The sequence below is a fragment of the Sphingomonas sp. S2-65 genome, from assembly GCF_021513175.1.
In the GTDB taxonomy this organism is placed as follows: domain Bacteria; phylum Pseudomonadota; class Alphaproteobacteria; order Sphingomonadales; family Sphingomonadaceae; genus Sphingomonas.
Map to the genome: position 1 here is coordinate 3,468,829 of NZ_CP090953.1, position 15,535 is coordinate 3,484,363.

Annotated in this window: 14 protein-coding genes; 9 read left to right on the top strand and 5 right to left on the bottom strand. The window is 67.7% G+C overall.

What is annotated here, in order from left to right; translation table 11 throughout:
* Positions 1 to 17 precede the first annotated feature (17 nt).
* Positions 18 to 1,058, bottom strand: a complete 1,041-nt coding sequence (locus LZ586_RS16265; protein ID WP_235077359.1) for a patatin-like phospholipase family protein — start codon at positions 1,056 to 1,058, stop codon at positions 18 to 20.
* Complete coding sequence (locus tag LZ586_RS16270; RefSeq protein WP_235077360.1) at positions 1,058 to 1,786, bottom strand: SDR family oxidoreductase; 729 nt, start codon at positions 1,784 to 1,786, stop codon at positions 1,058 to 1,060. Before LZ586_RS16270 ends, LZ586_RS16265 begins: the two co-directional genes overlap by 1 nt.
* 234 nt (positions 1,787 to 2,020) lie before the next feature.
* Here LZ586_RS16270 and LZ586_RS16275 point away from each other — a divergent pair, with 234 nt between their 5' ends.
* Positions 2,021 to 2,926, top strand: coding sequence for a manganese catalase family protein (locus tag LZ586_RS16275; protein WP_235077361.1), 906 nt, complete (start codon positions 2,021 to 2,023; stop codon positions 2,924 to 2,926).
* Positions 2,927 to 2,939: 13 nt separating this feature from the next.
* A complete protein-coding gene (locus tag LZ586_RS16280) occupies positions 2,940 to 3,464 on the top strand; it encodes a ferritin-like domain-containing protein (protein ID WP_235077362.1) in 525 nt (174 codons plus the stop codon).
* Positions 3,465 to 3,605: 141 nt separating this feature from the next.
* Here LZ586_RS16280 and LZ586_RS16285 read toward each other — a convergent pair whose 3' ends face one another.
* Positions 3,606 to 4,133 carry a DUF4142 domain-containing protein gene (locus LZ586_RS16285; protein WP_235077363.1) on the bottom strand — a complete coding sequence of 176 codons (528 nt, stop codon included), beginning with the start codon at positions 4,131 to 4,133 and terminating at the stop codon, positions 3,606 to 3,608.
* A gap of 172 nt (positions 4,134 to 4,305) precedes the next feature.
* Here LZ586_RS16285 and LZ586_RS16290 point away from each other — a divergent pair, with 172 nt between their 5' ends.
* Positions 4,306 to 5,325 carry an SDR family NAD(P)-dependent oxidoreductase gene (locus LZ586_RS16290; RefSeq protein ID WP_235077364.1) on the top strand — a complete coding sequence of 340 codons (1,020 nt, stop codon included), beginning with the start codon at positions 4,306 to 4,308 and terminating at the stop codon, positions 5,323 to 5,325.
* Between the two features lie 86 nt (positions 5,326 to 5,411).
* On the opposite strand, the gene LZ586_RS16295 is transcribed toward LZ586_RS16290, so the two are convergent.
* Complete coding sequence (locus LZ586_RS16295) at positions 5,412 to 7,817, bottom strand: DUF3772 domain-containing protein (protein WP_235077365.1); 2,406 nt, start codon at positions 7,815 to 7,817, stop codon at positions 5,412 to 5,414.
* Between the two features lie 303 nt (positions 7,818 to 8,120).
* On the opposite strand from LZ586_RS16295, the gene LZ586_RS16300 reads away from it, so the two are divergent.
* The 5 genes from LZ586_RS16300 (at position 8,121) to LZ586_RS16320 (ending at position 14,423) form a co-directional block, all read left to right on the top strand.
* A complete protein-coding gene (locus tag LZ586_RS16300) occupies positions 8,121 to 9,746 on the top strand; it encodes a hypothetical protein (protein ID WP_235077366.1) in 1,626 nt (541 codons plus the stop codon).
* Entirely contained in the window at positions 9,728 to 11,362 is a 1,635-nt protein-coding gene (locus LZ586_RS16305) for a Dyp-type peroxidase (RefSeq protein ID WP_235077367.1), read from the top strand. Before LZ586_RS16300 ends, LZ586_RS16305 begins: the two co-directional genes overlap by 19 nt.
* Positions 11,359 to 12,600: a cytochrome P450 gene (locus LZ586_RS16310; protein WP_235077368.1), complete on the top strand. Its 1,242-nt coding sequence runs from the start codon at positions 11,359 to 11,361 to the stop codon at positions 12,598 to 12,600. Before LZ586_RS16305 ends, LZ586_RS16310 begins: the two co-directional genes overlap by 4 nt.
* A gap of 396 nt (positions 12,601 to 12,996) precedes the next feature.
* Positions 12,997 to 13,893 carry an ROK family protein gene (locus LZ586_RS16315; protein ID WP_235077369.1) on the top strand — a complete coding sequence of 299 codons (897 nt, stop codon included), beginning with the start codon at positions 12,997 to 12,999 and terminating at the stop codon, positions 13,891 to 13,893.
* 98 nt (positions 13,894 to 13,991) lie between these two features.
* The gene (locus LZ586_RS16320) at positions 13,992 to 14,423 is read left to right on the top strand and encodes a hypothetical protein (protein ID WP_235077370.1); all 432 of its coding nucleotides are present in this window, start codon (positions 13,992 to 13,994) and stop codon (positions 14,421 to 14,423) included.
* A 5-nt stretch (positions 14,424 to 14,428) separates the two neighbouring features.
* Here LZ586_RS16320 and LZ586_RS16325 read toward each other — a convergent pair whose 3' ends face one another.
* Positions 14,429 to 15,052 carry a DNA-3-methyladenine glycosylase family protein gene (locus tag LZ586_RS16325; protein ID WP_235077371.1) on the bottom strand — a complete coding sequence of 208 codons (624 nt, stop codon included), beginning with the start codon at positions 15,050 to 15,052 and terminating at the stop codon, positions 14,429 to 14,431.
* A 63-nt stretch (positions 15,053 to 15,115) separates the two neighbouring features.
* On the opposite strand from LZ586_RS16325, the gene LZ586_RS16330 reads away from it, so the two are divergent.
* The gene (locus LZ586_RS16330) at positions 15,116 to 15,433 is read left to right on the top strand and encodes a 2Fe-2S iron-sulfur cluster-binding protein (RefSeq protein WP_235077372.1); all 318 of its coding nucleotides are present in this window, start codon (positions 15,116 to 15,118) and stop codon (positions 15,431 to 15,433) included.
* The last annotated feature ends 102 nt before the right edge of the window (positions 15,434 to 15,535 follow it).

A 15,535-nucleotide genomic window follows, 5' to 3' on the forward strand; every position in this document is an offset into this window, starting at 1 on the left:
AGATGCGCCCTTGGCCCTTATGGGCGGCGGACGCGGTGGATGTGCAGTCCCGGGGCGCTTTCTTCAGGAAGCGTCCGCAACAGCGCCAGAGCGGCCTGGGCGTCGTCCGCGCCGCTTTGCTCGCGATCACGCAAGGTAGCGGGCGAAAAGTCGTAGGTCTTTTCCTGACCCGCCTCGTGCGCCGGCCCTCGATAGCTCAGGTGCAGGACGGTGCTGGCTTCCGCGCTTTCGAGCCGGGCTTCCAGCGCGCGCTCGCGGCGCAAGCCCGCGAGGCGCAGCGTGGTCTGGGTGGCGAATTTCAGGTCGGTGGCGCGCTCGACCGTGGCTTCCAGGCCGACGGGGAGCGGGCCATCGGGGGGGAACAGATCGAGTATCACGCACAGCGGCGGTGCCGGGCACGGCCGTTCCGAGCACAGCACGGGTTCGAGCGGCACGTTCGCGGAGAAGCCGCCATCGCCCAGCCAGCGGCCGTCGATCTGCACCGGCTCGAACGCGGGCAGCAGCGCGCTGGAGGCCAGGATATGGTCCGGGGTGATGCGGTCGCCAAGCGCAGTGTCGAACAGGATGGTCTCGCCGGTTTCCACATCGGTGGTTGCGATCGCGAACCGCACCGGGCCTTGGTTGAGAAGGTCGAAGTCGACCAGCTCGGTCAAGGACTCGGCGAGAGGGCCGGCATCATAGAGGCTCGGCACGCGGCTGCGGCCCATGCCTGGCAGACGCGGCTGGAACAGCCCGGGCGTGCCGGTGGTCCGGGTCGCGAGGATGTTGCCCCAGTTGCGCAAGTGGCGCAGCGGGCCGGTGCGCGCTAGGGCGAGCGGATCGACCCATTCGTCCGGTGCGGCCTCTCGCTCGACGCGTTTCCAGAAGCTGCGCAGCCTGGGGAGGCGCTGCTCGGGCGGATTTCCGGCGAGGATCGCGCCGTTGATGGCGCCGATCGACGAGCCCGCGACGGCCTGAAGCTCGATCGCGCCGCTGGCTTCCAGGGCGGCATAGGCGCCGAGCTGATAGGCGCCGAGGCCGACGCCGCCCCCCAGGATCAGTGCGGTTCCGGTCGGCATCAACTCGTCTTCTGGTCGAGCGGTTCGATGCGCAGGTTAACGATGTTCGCCGAGCGCGTGAGGGTCCAGATGATCGCGTCGGCGACCTCCTGAGCGTGGAGCATCTGCTGCTTTTCGACCGCTTCGGCTTTCTCGTCGTCGCTGCATTCCTGCATGTCGGTTTCGACCGAACCGGGCTGGATCACCGAGACCTTGATGTTCTTTTGCGCCGAGATCTCCTTGCGCAGCGTCTCGGCAAAGGCCTGGATGCCCGCCTTGGTGGCGGAGTACACGCTTTCGCCGGCGGCCTTGATCTCGGTGCTGATCGATCCGACGAAGAGGAGGTGGCCGCCGCCGGCCTGGTCCAGCCGCTGGATGGCGCGCTGGGCGCTGGCGAGATAGCCGACCAGGTTGGTTTCGATGACGTAGCGCCAATCGTCCTCGGCCATTTCGGTGAGCGGATCGGCGCCGAGCGCGGCGCACGCGACCAGCATGTCGAGCCCGGCCAGCTTCTCGTCTACCGCGGCGAACACCGCGTCCAGACCTTCGCGCGTGCCGGCGTCGGCGGTTATGCCGAAAACTTCGCCGTCGCCGCTGCCCGCCTGCGCCACCACTTCGTCCAGCGGTTCCTGGCTGCGGCCGAAGGTCAGAACTCGGGCGCCCTGGGCGGCGAGCAGCTTCACCGTTTCCCGGCCGATGCCCGTCGTGCCGCCGGTGACGAGGATGCGTTTTCCTTTGAGATCAATCATGTCGAGCCTCCGCGGCCCCAAACGCCCGACTCCCGACTTGGTCCCCGTGATCGGGACAATCGATCAATGGCGCGGCGTGACCCCCCGGATGATGCCGTAACGACCCGCACGAGAGGCGGCTTTCGGACCGACGATAACACAGATGTATATTTGTATTATGAAGCGGCGGGCACGTTGCGCAACTCCAAGCCCGGACGATCGGTTGGCTGCAGAGAGAAGAAGGAGTGCCCCCGCATGTTCATGCACAATAAACGCCTGCAATATACGGTTCGCGTGTCGGAGCCAAATCCGCGGCTCGCCTGCCTCATGCTCGAGCAGTTCGGCGGCGCGGACGGCGAGTTGGCGGCAGCGATGCGCTATTTCACGCAAGGGCTGGGCGAAGAGGATCCGGGCCGCAAGGACCTGTTGCTCGACATCGCCACCGAGGAATTGAGCCACCTGGAAGTGATCGGCACGATCGTCACCATGCTCAACAAGGGCGTGAAGGCGCAGCTTTCCGAAGCGCAGCAGTCCGAAGCCGAATTGTTCGCGATGGTCGGCCAGACCGGTACGAGCGCCAAGGAGTCGATCCTGTTCGGCGGCGGGCCCGCGCTGATCGATTCGGCGGGCGTTCCGTGGACGGCGGCCTATGTCGACACGCGTTCCGAGCCGACAGTGGACCTTCGCTCCAACATCGCCGCCGAGAGCCGGGCCAAGATCGTCTATGAGCGGTTGATCAACATCACCGACGATCCCGGCATCAAGGATGCGCTGAACTTCCTGATGACGCGCGAAGTGGCGCACCAGAAGTCGTTCGAAAAGGCGCTGTATTCGATCGAGAACAACTTCCCGCCGGGCAAGCTGCCGGGGATGGAGCAATATGCCAGCGTGTACGTCAACGCCTCGCAGGGCGAAGGCGACATGACCGGGCCGTGGAACTCGGGCGACCAATGGGAGCGGATCGACGACCTGGAACAGTCGATGCCGATCGACGAGGGCGACGGCAAGGCGAGTGTCGAGCTGAGCAGCAGCGACATGGCGGCTTTGGGCAAGATGGCTACGCGCCTGAAGTCCGACGTGACCAAGGACCCGACCACCGGCACCGACCTGGGCGCAGGACCGGGCGCTGGCCGCACCAAGCACCTCGAATCGGCGGAATAAGGAACCCAGCTTCATGGCGACCAACATCGACGACAATGCCGCGCGCGAAGTGTTCGTGACGGGACTGAAGAACGCCCACGCGCTGGAGCATCAGGCGATGGCGCTGATGGACCGGCAGATCGAGCATCTGGCGAACTATGCCGAAGTGGAAGCGCAGCTGCGCGCCCATCGCGGCGAGACCGAAGGCCAGATCCAGCGGCTCGAGACCATCCTGACCAATCTGGGCGAGAGCCCGTCGGGACTGAAGGACGCCGCCTTGACCTTTACCGGCAATATGGCGGCGCTGGCGCACACCTTCGCGCCGGACGAGGTGATCAAGAACAGCTTCGCCAACTACGCGTTCGAGAGCTTCGAACGGGCGAGCTATGAAGCGCTGATCACCATGGCGCAGGCGGCCGGCTTCAGCGAGGCGGTGCCGCTGCTCGAGGAGACGTTGCGCGAGGAGATTGCGATGCAGCAATGGGTGATCGACACCCAGCCGCTGGTGATCCGCAAGTTCCTGGCGCTGCGCCAGTCGGGGGAAACCGCGAGCCACTAAGGCTTGGGGAATTGCGAAAGGGCGGGGCCTGACGGCCTCGCCCTTTTTCGTGTCCGGCTTCCGCGGCGCGCACAAGAGAAGGGCGGGCGCCGGAGGGAACAGCGCCCGCCCTTCAGGTCGGCCTGGAGGCCAGGAGACGGCTCAGGCCGGGGAGAGAGTCTTGAGCTGGTCGATGTGGCGCTGAACGACCGGCACGGCGCCGCTCGCGGCCTGACGCAGCGGTTCCTTGTCGCCGCGGCGCGCATAGGTCTGGTGGAGCGCCAGCGCCTGGCGATGCGCGGTACGCTGCTGGTCGAGATACATGCGGTCGAAGTCGCGGCCCTGCGCCCGCTGGAGCTTGTCGAGCAGCGCGCGGTGCGGCGGCAAGAGCGCCGGCGGCGGCGGGGTCATGCCCGAGGCCTGGGCGGCTTGCGTCACCTGCTGCGTCGTCATGGTGTGGTGGTCGATCATCATCTGGGCGAATTGCTTGATCGCCGGGCTCTGCGACCGTTCCAAAGCGAGGCGGGACGACTCGATCTCGTACATGTCGCTGGAGGCGGCCATCGGGACGAACTGTGCGGCCCTGGTCGGGGTGCGGCTGGACTGAGCCTCAGCGGCCGGTGCGCCGACGAATGCAGGGCCGGCCACGGCAGCAGCCAAGAGGCTGGAACATAAAAGAAGATGCTTCATCGTGGTACTCCATGCTGTACCCGGGGCCAACGGCAACTTGCCGGCATGGTTCCGCATGTTGACTTATGTTTGTATCAACTTGGAATGCTGCCAACATAGGTAGGAATGCTGGAACATTCGATTGGTCGATTTCTTGTGACGAGGACATCCTCTAACTGTGCGGATCTGCCTTATGCGCAAGGTTTTCATCCTGCTCCTAATGCTGTTGGTGCCGGCGCTGTCCGGCTGCGCGGTGAACACCCATCTCGGCACCCGCGACCTGCAGCGGATCGCGGGCAAGACCTATGTCGTGACCGGTGCGTCGAGCGGCTTCGGGCGCGGCGTGGCCGAGATGCTGGGGCGCGAGCGAGCGAACGTGGTAGTCGCCGCGCGGCGGGCGGACGTGCTGGAGGAAGTGGCGGCGGTGATCCGCGCCTCGGGCGGCCAGGCATTGGTGATGCCCACCGATGTGTCCGATCCCGCGCAGGTCGAGCGGCTGGCGCGCGAGACGGTGGCGCGGTTCGGGCGGATCGACGTGTGGATCAACGATGCCGCGGTGGGCACGATCGGGCGGTTCGAGGAGATCCCGATCGCCGACCACGCCCGCGCAGTGGACGTGAACCTGAAGGGCGTGATCTATGGCAGCCATCACGCGGTGCGCCAGTTCAAGGCGCAGGGGCGGGGCGTGCTGATCAACCTGGGATCGGTGGAGAGCCAGGTGCCGCTGGCCTATCACGCCAGCTATGCCGCGACCAAGGCGGGCATCTGGGCGCTGGGACGCGCGATGAACGAGGAACTGCGCAAGGCCGGTTACAAGAAGAAGATCCAGGTGGTTACGATCATGCCCTGGGCCGCGGACACGCCGTTCTGGGATCACGCCGCCAATTACAGCGGCCGTGCAGGGCGGATGGCGGCCCTGGATCCGCCCGAAAAGGTCGTGCAGGCGATCGTCTGGGCATCGCTTCACCCGCGCGAGGAAGTGCCGGTGGGGTGGAAAGCGCAGGCGGTGTCGACCTTTCACACGATCATGCCCGACCTGGTGGAGGAGGTTTCCGGCAACATCGCCCATGCCGAGCAGATGCGGAAAGCGGGGCCGCAAGCGCCGGGGCCCGGGGCGATGCATGAGCCAATGGCCGCCGGGCGTAGCGTGGATGGGGGTGTTCGGGCGCGGATGAAGGCCGAGGACGAGGCTCGCGAGAGGGCGCCGAAGTAAGGTTTGGTCCCAAGCTCCTCTCTCGGCGTGCATTGCGCCAAACCCTCACCCCGGCCCTCTCCCGCATGCGGGAGAGGGAGAAGGGCTTAGGGTTTCGGCTGGTCTTGCAGCGTTGGCGGAGAGAAGGGCGAGGGCTCGCCGGGCGCGAGTTCGAGGCGTTGGGGGACGGTGCCGATGTCAATGCCCTCGTCGCGGAACTGCTTGAGCAGAACCAGGAAGATGTTGCTGCGTGCGCCATAGGCATCGCGGGGCGAGGCGACGTGGGCGAAGCAGTTGAACAGGATGCGCCCGTCCAGGATCGCGTCGACGAACGCCACGGGCGCGGGGTCGTCGAGGATGGCGGCTTCGGCGGCGAAGGCGTCCAGGACGATACGGAGAACGCGCTCGACGTCGGTGCCCAGCAGCACCGAGAACTGGATCTGGATGCGCCCGAGCGGGCTGGACAGGGTCTTGTTGAGCACCGACTTGGTGATCAGCTCGGAATTGGGGACGATCAACGTCGAGTGATCGGCAAGCGTGATCTCGGTCGAGCGCACGCTGATCCGCTTCACATCGCCTTCGTCGGTGCCGACACGGATCCAGTCGCCGATCTTGATCGGGCGCTCGGCGAGCAGGATGAGGCCGGACACGAAGTTCGACGTGATCGCCTGGAGGCCGAAGCCGATGCCGACCGAGAGGGCGGAGAGCAGCAGGGCGATGCGCTCGACGCCGATGCCGAGCGAGGCGAGGGCCCAGATGATCGCGAGCGCGACGCCGACATAGCGCGCGACCAGCCCGACCGAGTTGCGGCCGGAGCCGTCAAGATCGGTGGCGGGCAGATAGCGCCCCTCCAGCCAGCTCATGAACGCACGGACGAGCGCCAGGCCGATCACGAGGACGACGATCGAGCGGAGGATGGCACCCGGGGAGATCGCGATGCCCGCAACCTCTATCCCCTGGGCGAAGGTCCCGAGCCGGCCGAACACGCTGCCGAGCCCGTCGCCGCCGCCGAACGGCGTCATCAACAGGCCGAGCGCGACGAGAACCAGCGCCAGCCGGAGCGCACCGGAAAGCAGCACACCGAACTGGTCGACGACGCTGCCGCGCAGGCCGATGCTGCGGATCATCGTCATGCCCAGGCGGCTGTTGCGCGTGAAGACGGTGGTCGCCATGTCGTCGGCCGCGCCCATCAGCAGGTAGAGCGCGGCGCCCAGCACCACCATCCAGATGATCAGCCGGGCGACGAACAGGCTGAGGCTGACATAGCCGGTGAGCAATGCGACCACGGCGACGGCGACGAGCATCCACGCGACCAGAGTGACGATGCCCAGCCCCGCGCTGGTGGACAGGCTGTTCGCGTCTTCCTGCCCGGCGCGTTCGGCACGCAGCCGCCCGAGCAGGAACAGGAACGCGCCGATCAGAAGGATGTGGAGCAGCGCTTCGAGCGCCTGGGTCGCGGCGATCGCGGCGTGGCTGGCCCCGACGGTCTGGTTGAAGGTCTCGATCAGGATGCTGGCAAAGGAGAGCGCCGCCAGCACCCAGGATAGCGGGCGCACCCGGTCGGCGGTCTCGTCGGCGATCGGCGCGACGCGCCACGAAGGCTGGCGGCGCATCAGCAACGCGCCGGCGAGCGCCGCGGTGAAGGCGCTGAACCCGGTGGCCATGACCAGCCCATCGAGCAGCGTGCTCCACCGCTCGGGGAACAGCCCCGCCCAGCGGAAGCCCTGTACGAGTAACAGCGCGCCGAGCAGCGGCATCACCGTGCCGACCAGCACCCGCCAAAGCGCGAATGCCGAGCGGCGCACGCGGTGACCGGGCGCGCTGCCGATCAGGTATCGCTGACCCAGATGGCGGAGAAGCACCCGCAGCGGGAGGAAGAACAGGAACGCGAGCACCGCGCCCAGCACCGCCTGCCATGGCAGGCCGCCGCGCCACTGCGTGCGGATCTGGTCCGCACCCTGCGAGAGGAACAGGTCGATACGGCGCAGGTCGCGCGGAACCGCCGTCACCACCGCGCGCCAGAAGGTCGGCGTGGTGGGCGAGGCGATGCGCGTGGACAGTCGCTCGTTGAGCTGTTCGGCTTGGCTGCGCTCCATCTCGTCGATCAGCTGCTGGGCCTCGACATCGACGAGGCGGCCGCGTTTGGCGGCGGCATCGATGGCGGCGCGCTCGCGGCCGAGGCGGGCGCGCTCGCGCTGGATCTCGGGCGCTTCGGTCGTCCCGGCGGCGACCGGCCCCAAGCCGTCGATGCGGGCGTCGATCAGGTCGAGTTGTTCCTCCAGCTGGCCGGCTGAGGCGCGGGCCGCCTGCTGCGCCGCAAGCGCCTTGGCGCGCAGTGCCGAGCGTTCGTCATCCTCGACTCGCTGGTCGAGCGCGCGGTCGACGCTGCGCAGATCGGTTTCGGCCTGCGCGATCTGATTGGAGAGCGCCGCGATGGGCGTGCTCTGGGCAAATGCCGCAGGGCTGCCCGCGAGGAACAGGAGAGCCAGTATGAGGCTGAGCAAGGTGGTCATGGTTCCGGAGTGAACGGGTTGGGCATGCGCCCGCAAGTCCCAAAGCGGTTCCGGCGCGGCGGAACGGTCCTTGTGGACCGTCGAACGGCGGGGACGATCCAGACATGGTGCGCGATCCTGCCAAGTGCGTGGCTAGTTGATCTTATAGTTGACGCCGCGGCGTCGTATTTCGAGCGGCGTGGCGGCATCTTTGGCTTTTTTGGCCGGGACTTGCGATTGGTCCTTTTCTTGTAGGATTTGACGTGGAACAGTTGCGTCGGATCGCGGGTGGTGGGGACCGCCGGCGCCAGGGGGGACAGGCACATGCGGCAGACGACGCTGTCGGTGGCGCTCGAGGTTAAGCCCGAGAGTTACGACCATCTATCGAGCCTGCTGGACCAGTTGCGGGACAAGCGCAGCACCGATCCGGTGGGCGGGGTGGGGCCGTTCGCCGACTTCCTGACGCGGGTGCCGGCGCTCCATTTCCTGTCGCTGAGCGTGTTTCCGGGCTTCGACTATGACCCGCTGTTCGTGATCGAAGCCAATTTCGACGGCGAGCGCGGGCCGTTCTGGAGCCAGTTGGAAGCGGCGATCGGCGAGGACCTGCGTGTCATGCTGCGCTGCTGCAAGCAGCCGCTGACCGGGGCGGGCGCGCTGTTCAAGGCGATCACCGATCCCGGGTCGCGCGCGCCGATCGCGCCCTATCTGGAAGCGCGGACGTTGACGCCCAGCGTGTACCACCATGGCAATCGCGGCATGCCGCGCGACCGCATCCTGCGCGAGGCGGCGCTGTTCGGCGCGACGCGCGTGGAACTGGCCGGCACCCCGGGCGCGGGGCCGAACCCGTACCGGCGGATGACCCCGGCGCAGATACACCAGCGGCTGCGGTCCGCGCTGCTGCCCGGTTTCGGCTGGCTGGCCGACAAGGCGCCGCCGCGGATCACCACCGCCGAGAATGTCGGCGACTGGGCGCGGATGACCGGTTTCGTGCTGGCAACCGTATTCGCGCTGTCGCTGCCGGGGCTGATCCTGGTGCTGGAGATGCCGTGGCCGCGCTACCTGATCCTGATGGCGGTGCTGTTCGCCGGGTTCGCGGCGGCACTGAAGCGCATCGGCGTGGCGCTGCCGGGCACCGCGACGCCGACCCGGTTCAGCTTCCTGAGGCTGTTCTTCAAGCAATTGTTGCCGCTGGGCCTGTTCCTGCTTGCCTACCTGATCGTGGTGGGCGCGGCGGGCACGCCGCTGTCGATCCTGCTGACCGGCAGGGAACCGGGCGCCGCGTGGCGCGGCATGCTGGAATGGCTGGGCTGGGGGCTGGTGAGCCTGCCGGTGACGGTCGCGGCGGTCGTGTTCTGGCTACGGGTGCTGGAGCGCGGCGATTCGTCGCAGGACGCGCCGCCGGTCGACCCCAAGATGCTGCGCGAGATGGCGCGGCGCGAGGACTGGATCCCGCAGAACCACATGGGATCGATCGTGCTGATCAAGCCCGGCATCCTGCGCGCGATCCTGATCCGCGTGGGGCATCTGGGATTGGGCCTGCTGCTGCGGATCATCGCGCGGAACGGCTATCTGGGATCGATGCGCACCATCCATTTCGCGCATTGGGCACGCGTGAACAACGGCAGCCGGCTGATGTTCTTTTCCAACTTCGACCAGACCTGGGAAAGCTATCTGGATGACTTCATCGAGAAGGCGCATGCCGGGCTGACGCTGGCGTGGTGCTGCGGCGTGGGGTTTCCGCCGACTCGCTTCCTGGTCAAGGACGGGGCGAGCCATGGCAGCCAGTTCAAGCAATGGGCGCGGCATTCGATGACGGTCAGCCGCTTCTGGTATTCGGCGTATAAGGACCTGACCGCCGACCAGATCGAACGCAATTACCGGATCGCTTTGGGGCTCCGGAAACCCACCCTCACCGACAAGGAGGCCGCGCTGTGGATCGAGGACCTGTGAGCGTGGGGCCGGGCAGCGCGGGAGATGGCGCGGGGGCCGGCGGGGGGCCGCCAAGCTGGAAGCTGGCGGCGCCGCACGACGCGATGACGCAGGGGCTGGTGGTGAGCGGCTTCGGAACGTTGCCGACCGGGCGCGCGCTGTTCCTGGAGTTCGGCTGGGCGGGGGCGCCGCAGACGGGCGGCGGCGAATGGCTGAAGGCGCTGCAGGCGATCGCGCCGATCACCGACGCCGACGGCAGGGATCCGCGATCGGCGGCGATCGGCTTTACCTGCCAAGGCCTGCGCAAGATGGGGCTGGGCGCCAACACGCTCGCCTCGTTCGACCGCGCCTTTCAGGAGGGCATGTTCCAGGAAGACCGGCTGCGGCGGCTGGGCGACCGGCGCGAAGGCGCATGGCTGGAGACGGTGATCCCCGGCGGGCCGAAATGGGGCGGGAACACGCCGCTGGACGGCGCGGCCGCCGACGATGATGCACGGGCGTTCGCCGAAGACGGGACCGACGTGCCCGAGCAGCGGATCGCGACGCCGATCACCGTGCACGCGCTGTTGCTGTTGTACGAGGCCGACGAGGCGACGGCGGACGCCTGGTGCGCGTCGGTGAGCGCGGTGTTGGACCAGCATGGCGTGCGCGTGGTGCACCGCCTGCCGCTGGAATTGCGGCTCGACGCGCGCGGGATCGCGCGCGAGCATTTCGGTTTCGCCGACGGGGTGTCGCAGCCCCAGCCGTTCGAACCGGGCGTGGTGACGATCAGCGGGCAGGACGCGCCCAACGACTTCTGGAACGGCGTGCCGCTGGGCGAGGTCCTGATGGGCCACAGGAACGGGCATAACGAAGTCGCGGCGGGGCCGGTGGTGCCCGATACGCCCCAGGGGCGCGCCGCCGGGCTGGCCGAGCATCCGCGCGGCGAGGGGTTCCTCGATCTGGGGTTGGACGGCAGCTACATGGTCGTGCGCGAGCTGAAGCAGGATGTCGCGGCGTTCTGGACGTCGATGCGCGACAACGCGGCGCGGATCGCCGAGGAAGATCCCGAGAAGAGCGCGCATATCGACCAGAACTGGATCGCGTCGCGCGTGGTGGGGCGCGATCTGGACGGCAATCTGTTGTGCCCGCAAGGCGCGCTGCCGCCGAACCAATATGACCAGCCGGACAATGCGTTCGGATTCTGGGACCGCGACCGGGTGGGGCAGGGGTGCCCGATGGGGAGCCATGTCCGGCGCGGGAACCCGCGCGACGGGCTGGCGCCGACCGTGGCCGACAAGCAGACGCTGCTCGACGCGTCCAAGAACCACCGCATCCTGCGCCGGGCGCGGAAATTCGGGCCGACGATCGCCGATCCGATGCAGGACGACGGCGTCGACCGTGGATTGCTGTTCATCTGCCTCAACACCGACATCACCCGGCAATTCGAGTTCGTGCAGCAGACCTGGGTGCTCAATCCGAACTTCGCGACGCTGTATGACGAGACCGATCCGCTGATCGGGCCCAAGGGGCAGCTGACCATTCCGGAAACGCCGTTGCGGCGGATCGTCGAGGTCGAGACCTTCGTGCAGATGGCGGGGGGCGAGTATTTCTTCCTGCCGAGCATGCCGGCGCTGCGGTATCTGGAGGCGCTGTGAACCCGCTCACTTCGAACGATGTGCTGCGGCCCGGCCCCAAGGGGTTCAAGCGGTGGACGCAGCAGCTGTTCTTTGCCGGCATGCCCTATGTCTTCGCGTTCCTGCGGCGGTGGAAGCCGGTGGCGCGGGTGGGGAAGATGGTGCTGACCTCGCGCTATGACGATGTCCGCGAGGTGTTCCTGACCGATCCGGTGTTCGGAGTCACCTACGCGTCCAAGCTCGACGTGATCATGGGCGGCGAGCCGTTCTTCCTGGGTATGGGCGACACGCCGCGATACCGGCATGATGTGGCGGCGATGCGCAAGGTGGTGCGCGCGGGCGACCTGGGCATGCTGGCCGAGCAGGCGGAGCGGCGGGCGGGCGTGATCGTCGCGGGCTGTGGCGGGCGGATCGACGTGGTCGACGGCCTGGTCCGCCAAGTCACGTTCGACCTGTTCAGCGACTATCTGGGCGTGCCCTGGCCCGCAAGCGGCGACCTGCGCGTATGGGCGACGCGGCTGTTCGAGTTCCAGTTCGCCGATGGGGGCAACGACCCGGCGTTGCGCGCGGAGGTGGACGTGATCGCGCCGGCGCTGCGGGCGCATATCGACGCGCAGATCGCGCTGCGCAAAAGCGCGCCGGGCAAGGACGACGTGCTGTCGCGGTCGCTGGCGATGCAGGCGGCGGGGGAAAGCGGGTTCTGCGATGTCGAGATCCGCACCGCGCTGATGGGGATGATCGTCGGCGGGCCGCCGCAGCCGCCGATGGTGGTGCCCCAGGCGATGGAGCAATTGTTGCGCCGCCCCGAGGCGCTGGCCGGGGCGCGGGCCGCGGCGCTGGCCGACGACGATGCGCGGCTGCGCGGCTATGTGCTGGAGGCGATGCGGTTCGATCCGCTGGCGCCCGGGCTGCCGCGCACCGTGTTGCAGGACGGCGTGATCGCGCGGGGAACCCCGCATGAGGCGAAGGTTACAGCGGGGGAGACCGTGCTCGCGGCGTTCGCGTCGGCGATGATGGACCCGCGGCGGGTGGCGGACCCCAGGCGGTTCGATCCGGCGCGGCCGGCGAGCGACTATATCCACTTCGGCTATGGGCTGCACCAATGCTTCGGGCTGCACATCAACCTGGCGACGCTGCACCTGATGCTGAAGCCGTTGCTGCGCCAGCCGGGGCTGAAGCGGGCGCCGGGGAGCGCGGGCCAGCTGTCGAAGAACGGCGCCTTCGCCGAGCGGCTGGTGGTAGAGTTTGGCGGGGGCTGAGGAGCCTAGATCCTCCCCCCGGCGGGGGAGGGGGACCAGCGAAGCTGGTGGAGGGGTAGTCTCCGCGAGCTATGTCCCCTGAGGAGAATACCCCTCCGTCACGCTGCGCGTGCCACCTCCCCCTCCGGGGGAGGATCTTGAAGCCGGCGGGCGCAAGTTTCGACGCAAGGCGGCGTCCTGCCGTCTCGGCACCCTGGCAGCTGAGCTCCGGCCTTCGCCGGGGTGAAGGCGGGGGGAGGCGAATGGTCGCTGTTGGAGCGGTATCCGACGGGCCAGCCTATGAAGCTTGGGTCTACCCTCCCTTCGGAGGATATTTCGAAAGGCGGTGCGCGGCTCCGGGGGGTTACGGTAGCGCAACCAGTGGCGTTTGGCGGAAGCTTGGGCTAGCCGGGCGCCATGACCTCGACCGCACCACTGATCGCCGGCCTGGAACTGGGTGGCACCAAATGCATCGCGCTTCTGGCCACCGGGCCGGACGACGTGCGCGAAACCCAGACGATCCCGACGGGCTCGGACCCCGATGCGACGCTCGCCGCGATCGAGCGGGTGCTCGACGGGTGGGGATTCGATGCGATCGGCATCGGCAGCTTCGGGCCGGTGCAGCTCGATCCCGCCGCGCCCGACTTCGGATCGATCACCGCGACGACCAAGCCGGGCTGGACCGGCACCGACCTGGTGCAGCGGCTGCGCGCGCGTTATTCGAAGCCGCTGGCGATCCAGACCGACGTCAACGGCGCGGCGATCGCCGAGGCGCGCTGGGGCGCGTCGCGCGGGCTGCACAGCCATGCCTATATCACGATCGGCACCGGCGTGGGCGTGGGGCTGGTGGTCGACGGCAAGCCGGTGCAGGGCGTTACCCATGCCGAGGCCGGGCACATGCGGGTGCCGCGTGCGCCGGGCGATATTTTTCCGGGCTGGTGCCGCTTTCATGGCGACTGCGTCGAGGGGCTGATCTCCGGCCCGGCGCTGGCCGAGCGGTTCGGCTGCCCGGGGCAGGAGCTGCCGCAGGACGGGCCGCAATGGGACCTGTTCGTGCACGACCTTACCGGCCTGCTGCACAATCTGGTGATGGGCTTCGCGCCCGAGCGGATTGCGATCGGCGGCGGCGTGATCGCGGCGCGCGAGCATCTGTTCGGCCGGCTGCGGACGCGGCTGGCGGAGAGTTTGGGCGGCTATGGCTCGATCGCGAGCTATGCCGGCGAGCTGGACCGACGGCTGGGCGCGCCGGGGCTGGGGACGATGGCCGGGCCGCTGGGCGCGGTGGCGATGGGGCTGGAGGCATTGGGGGGCTGATAGCGGCCACGCCTTTGTCTTGCAGTTTCATGACAATAGTGGTCGCTTGTTCAGTATAGATGGCGATGATAGTAAGAACGTGCCTGTAGGGAGGTATTATGTTCTTGCGATTTGTTGCTGCCGTGACTTTGCTGGTTTCCCCGCTTGCCGCCCATTCCAATGACAAGGTGTATTCTGCCGCCGAAGCGGTCGCGCTCGCCGACGCAAGCAAGCGCGGCAAGCAAGGCGTCTTCGAGATGGACGTCAAGGGCACCGGCCGAATCGGCAGCGTCGTGTTTCTGAACTCCGAAGCGGACTATCGTTCGCCGGACGCCTTGACGTTCCGCATTGCTCCCAATGTTCGGAAGGCGCTGGAACGGCGCTATGGAGCCTCCCCGGAAACCTATTTGCGGGGCAAGCATGTGGTGGTGAAGGGTACCGTCGCGCGCCAGATGATCGTCAACACAAAGAACGGCCGGGTCGTCGACTTCAACCGCTGGCAGCACACCGTGAAGATCCTGTTGGAAAGCCAGATCGTCAGCGTACGCTGATTGCGTCAGATCACGTCCATGTCGGTCTTGTAATGGTGCCAGGCGAAGATCGCCGCGGCGCCGCGGTGGGGGCGCCAGGGTTCGGCCCAGCTGCGCAGGAGCTTTTCGGACGGGCGTTCTGGGTGGCCGAGGATGCGGGCGATCTCGATCTGGACGGCCAGGTCGCCGGCGGGCCAGACGTCGGGGCGGCCCTCGGCGAAGAGCAAGTAGATTTCGGCGGACCAGCGGCCGATGCCCTTGATGCGGGTGAGCGCGGCGATGGCTTCCTCGTCGTCGGCGGGCAGGTTGTGAAGGTCCAGGCGGCCGGTGGCGACTTCCTCGGCCAGGCTGCGGGCGTAGCTGGCTTTCTGGCGTGACAGGCCTACCGCGCGCAGGGTTTCGTCCGAGGCTCGGGCGACGGTGGCGGGATCGGCCGGGTCGCCCAGCGCGGCGGACAGCTTGTTCCAGATCGAGGCCGCGGCGGCGACGCTGACCTGTTGGCCGACGATGGTGCGCAGCAGCGTTTCGTAGCCGGGATCGCGCAGGCGCGGGGCGGGGTAGCCGGCGCGCTTCAGGGCGGCGGCAAAGCCGGGCTCGAGCTGCGCCAATGCATCGATCGATGCCTTCAACTGTTCGGCACCTAAGCCCATCGCGTCGATCCTTGCAGAGCGCCAAGTTGCGCGGCATGGACGCCGCCGACAAAGGAGATTGCCATGCCGAAGCTTACCGTCGTGACCAGGAATGGGGAAGAACGTACGGTCACGGGCGATGCGGGCCTCAGCGTGATGGAAGTGATCCGCGACAACGGCTTCGACGAGCTGCTGGCGATTTGCGGCGGCTGCTGCAGCTGCGCCACCTGCCACGTCCATGTCGACCCGGAATTTGCGGCCAAACTCCCGCCGATCAGCGAAGACGAGAACGACCTGCTCGACAGCGCGCTGACGCGGGACGAAACTTCGCGGCTGTCGTGCCAGATCCCGTTCGGCGACGCGCTGGACGGGCTGCGCGTGCGGATCGCCGAAGAGGATTGAGGGGGGGGCACGGCGCTCCCCGGCCCTGAGCCGGGGTGACGCTACCTCGAAGCTGAAGAAGAAGCGGGATCCCGGCTCAAGGCCGGGGTGACGAGGTGCTTC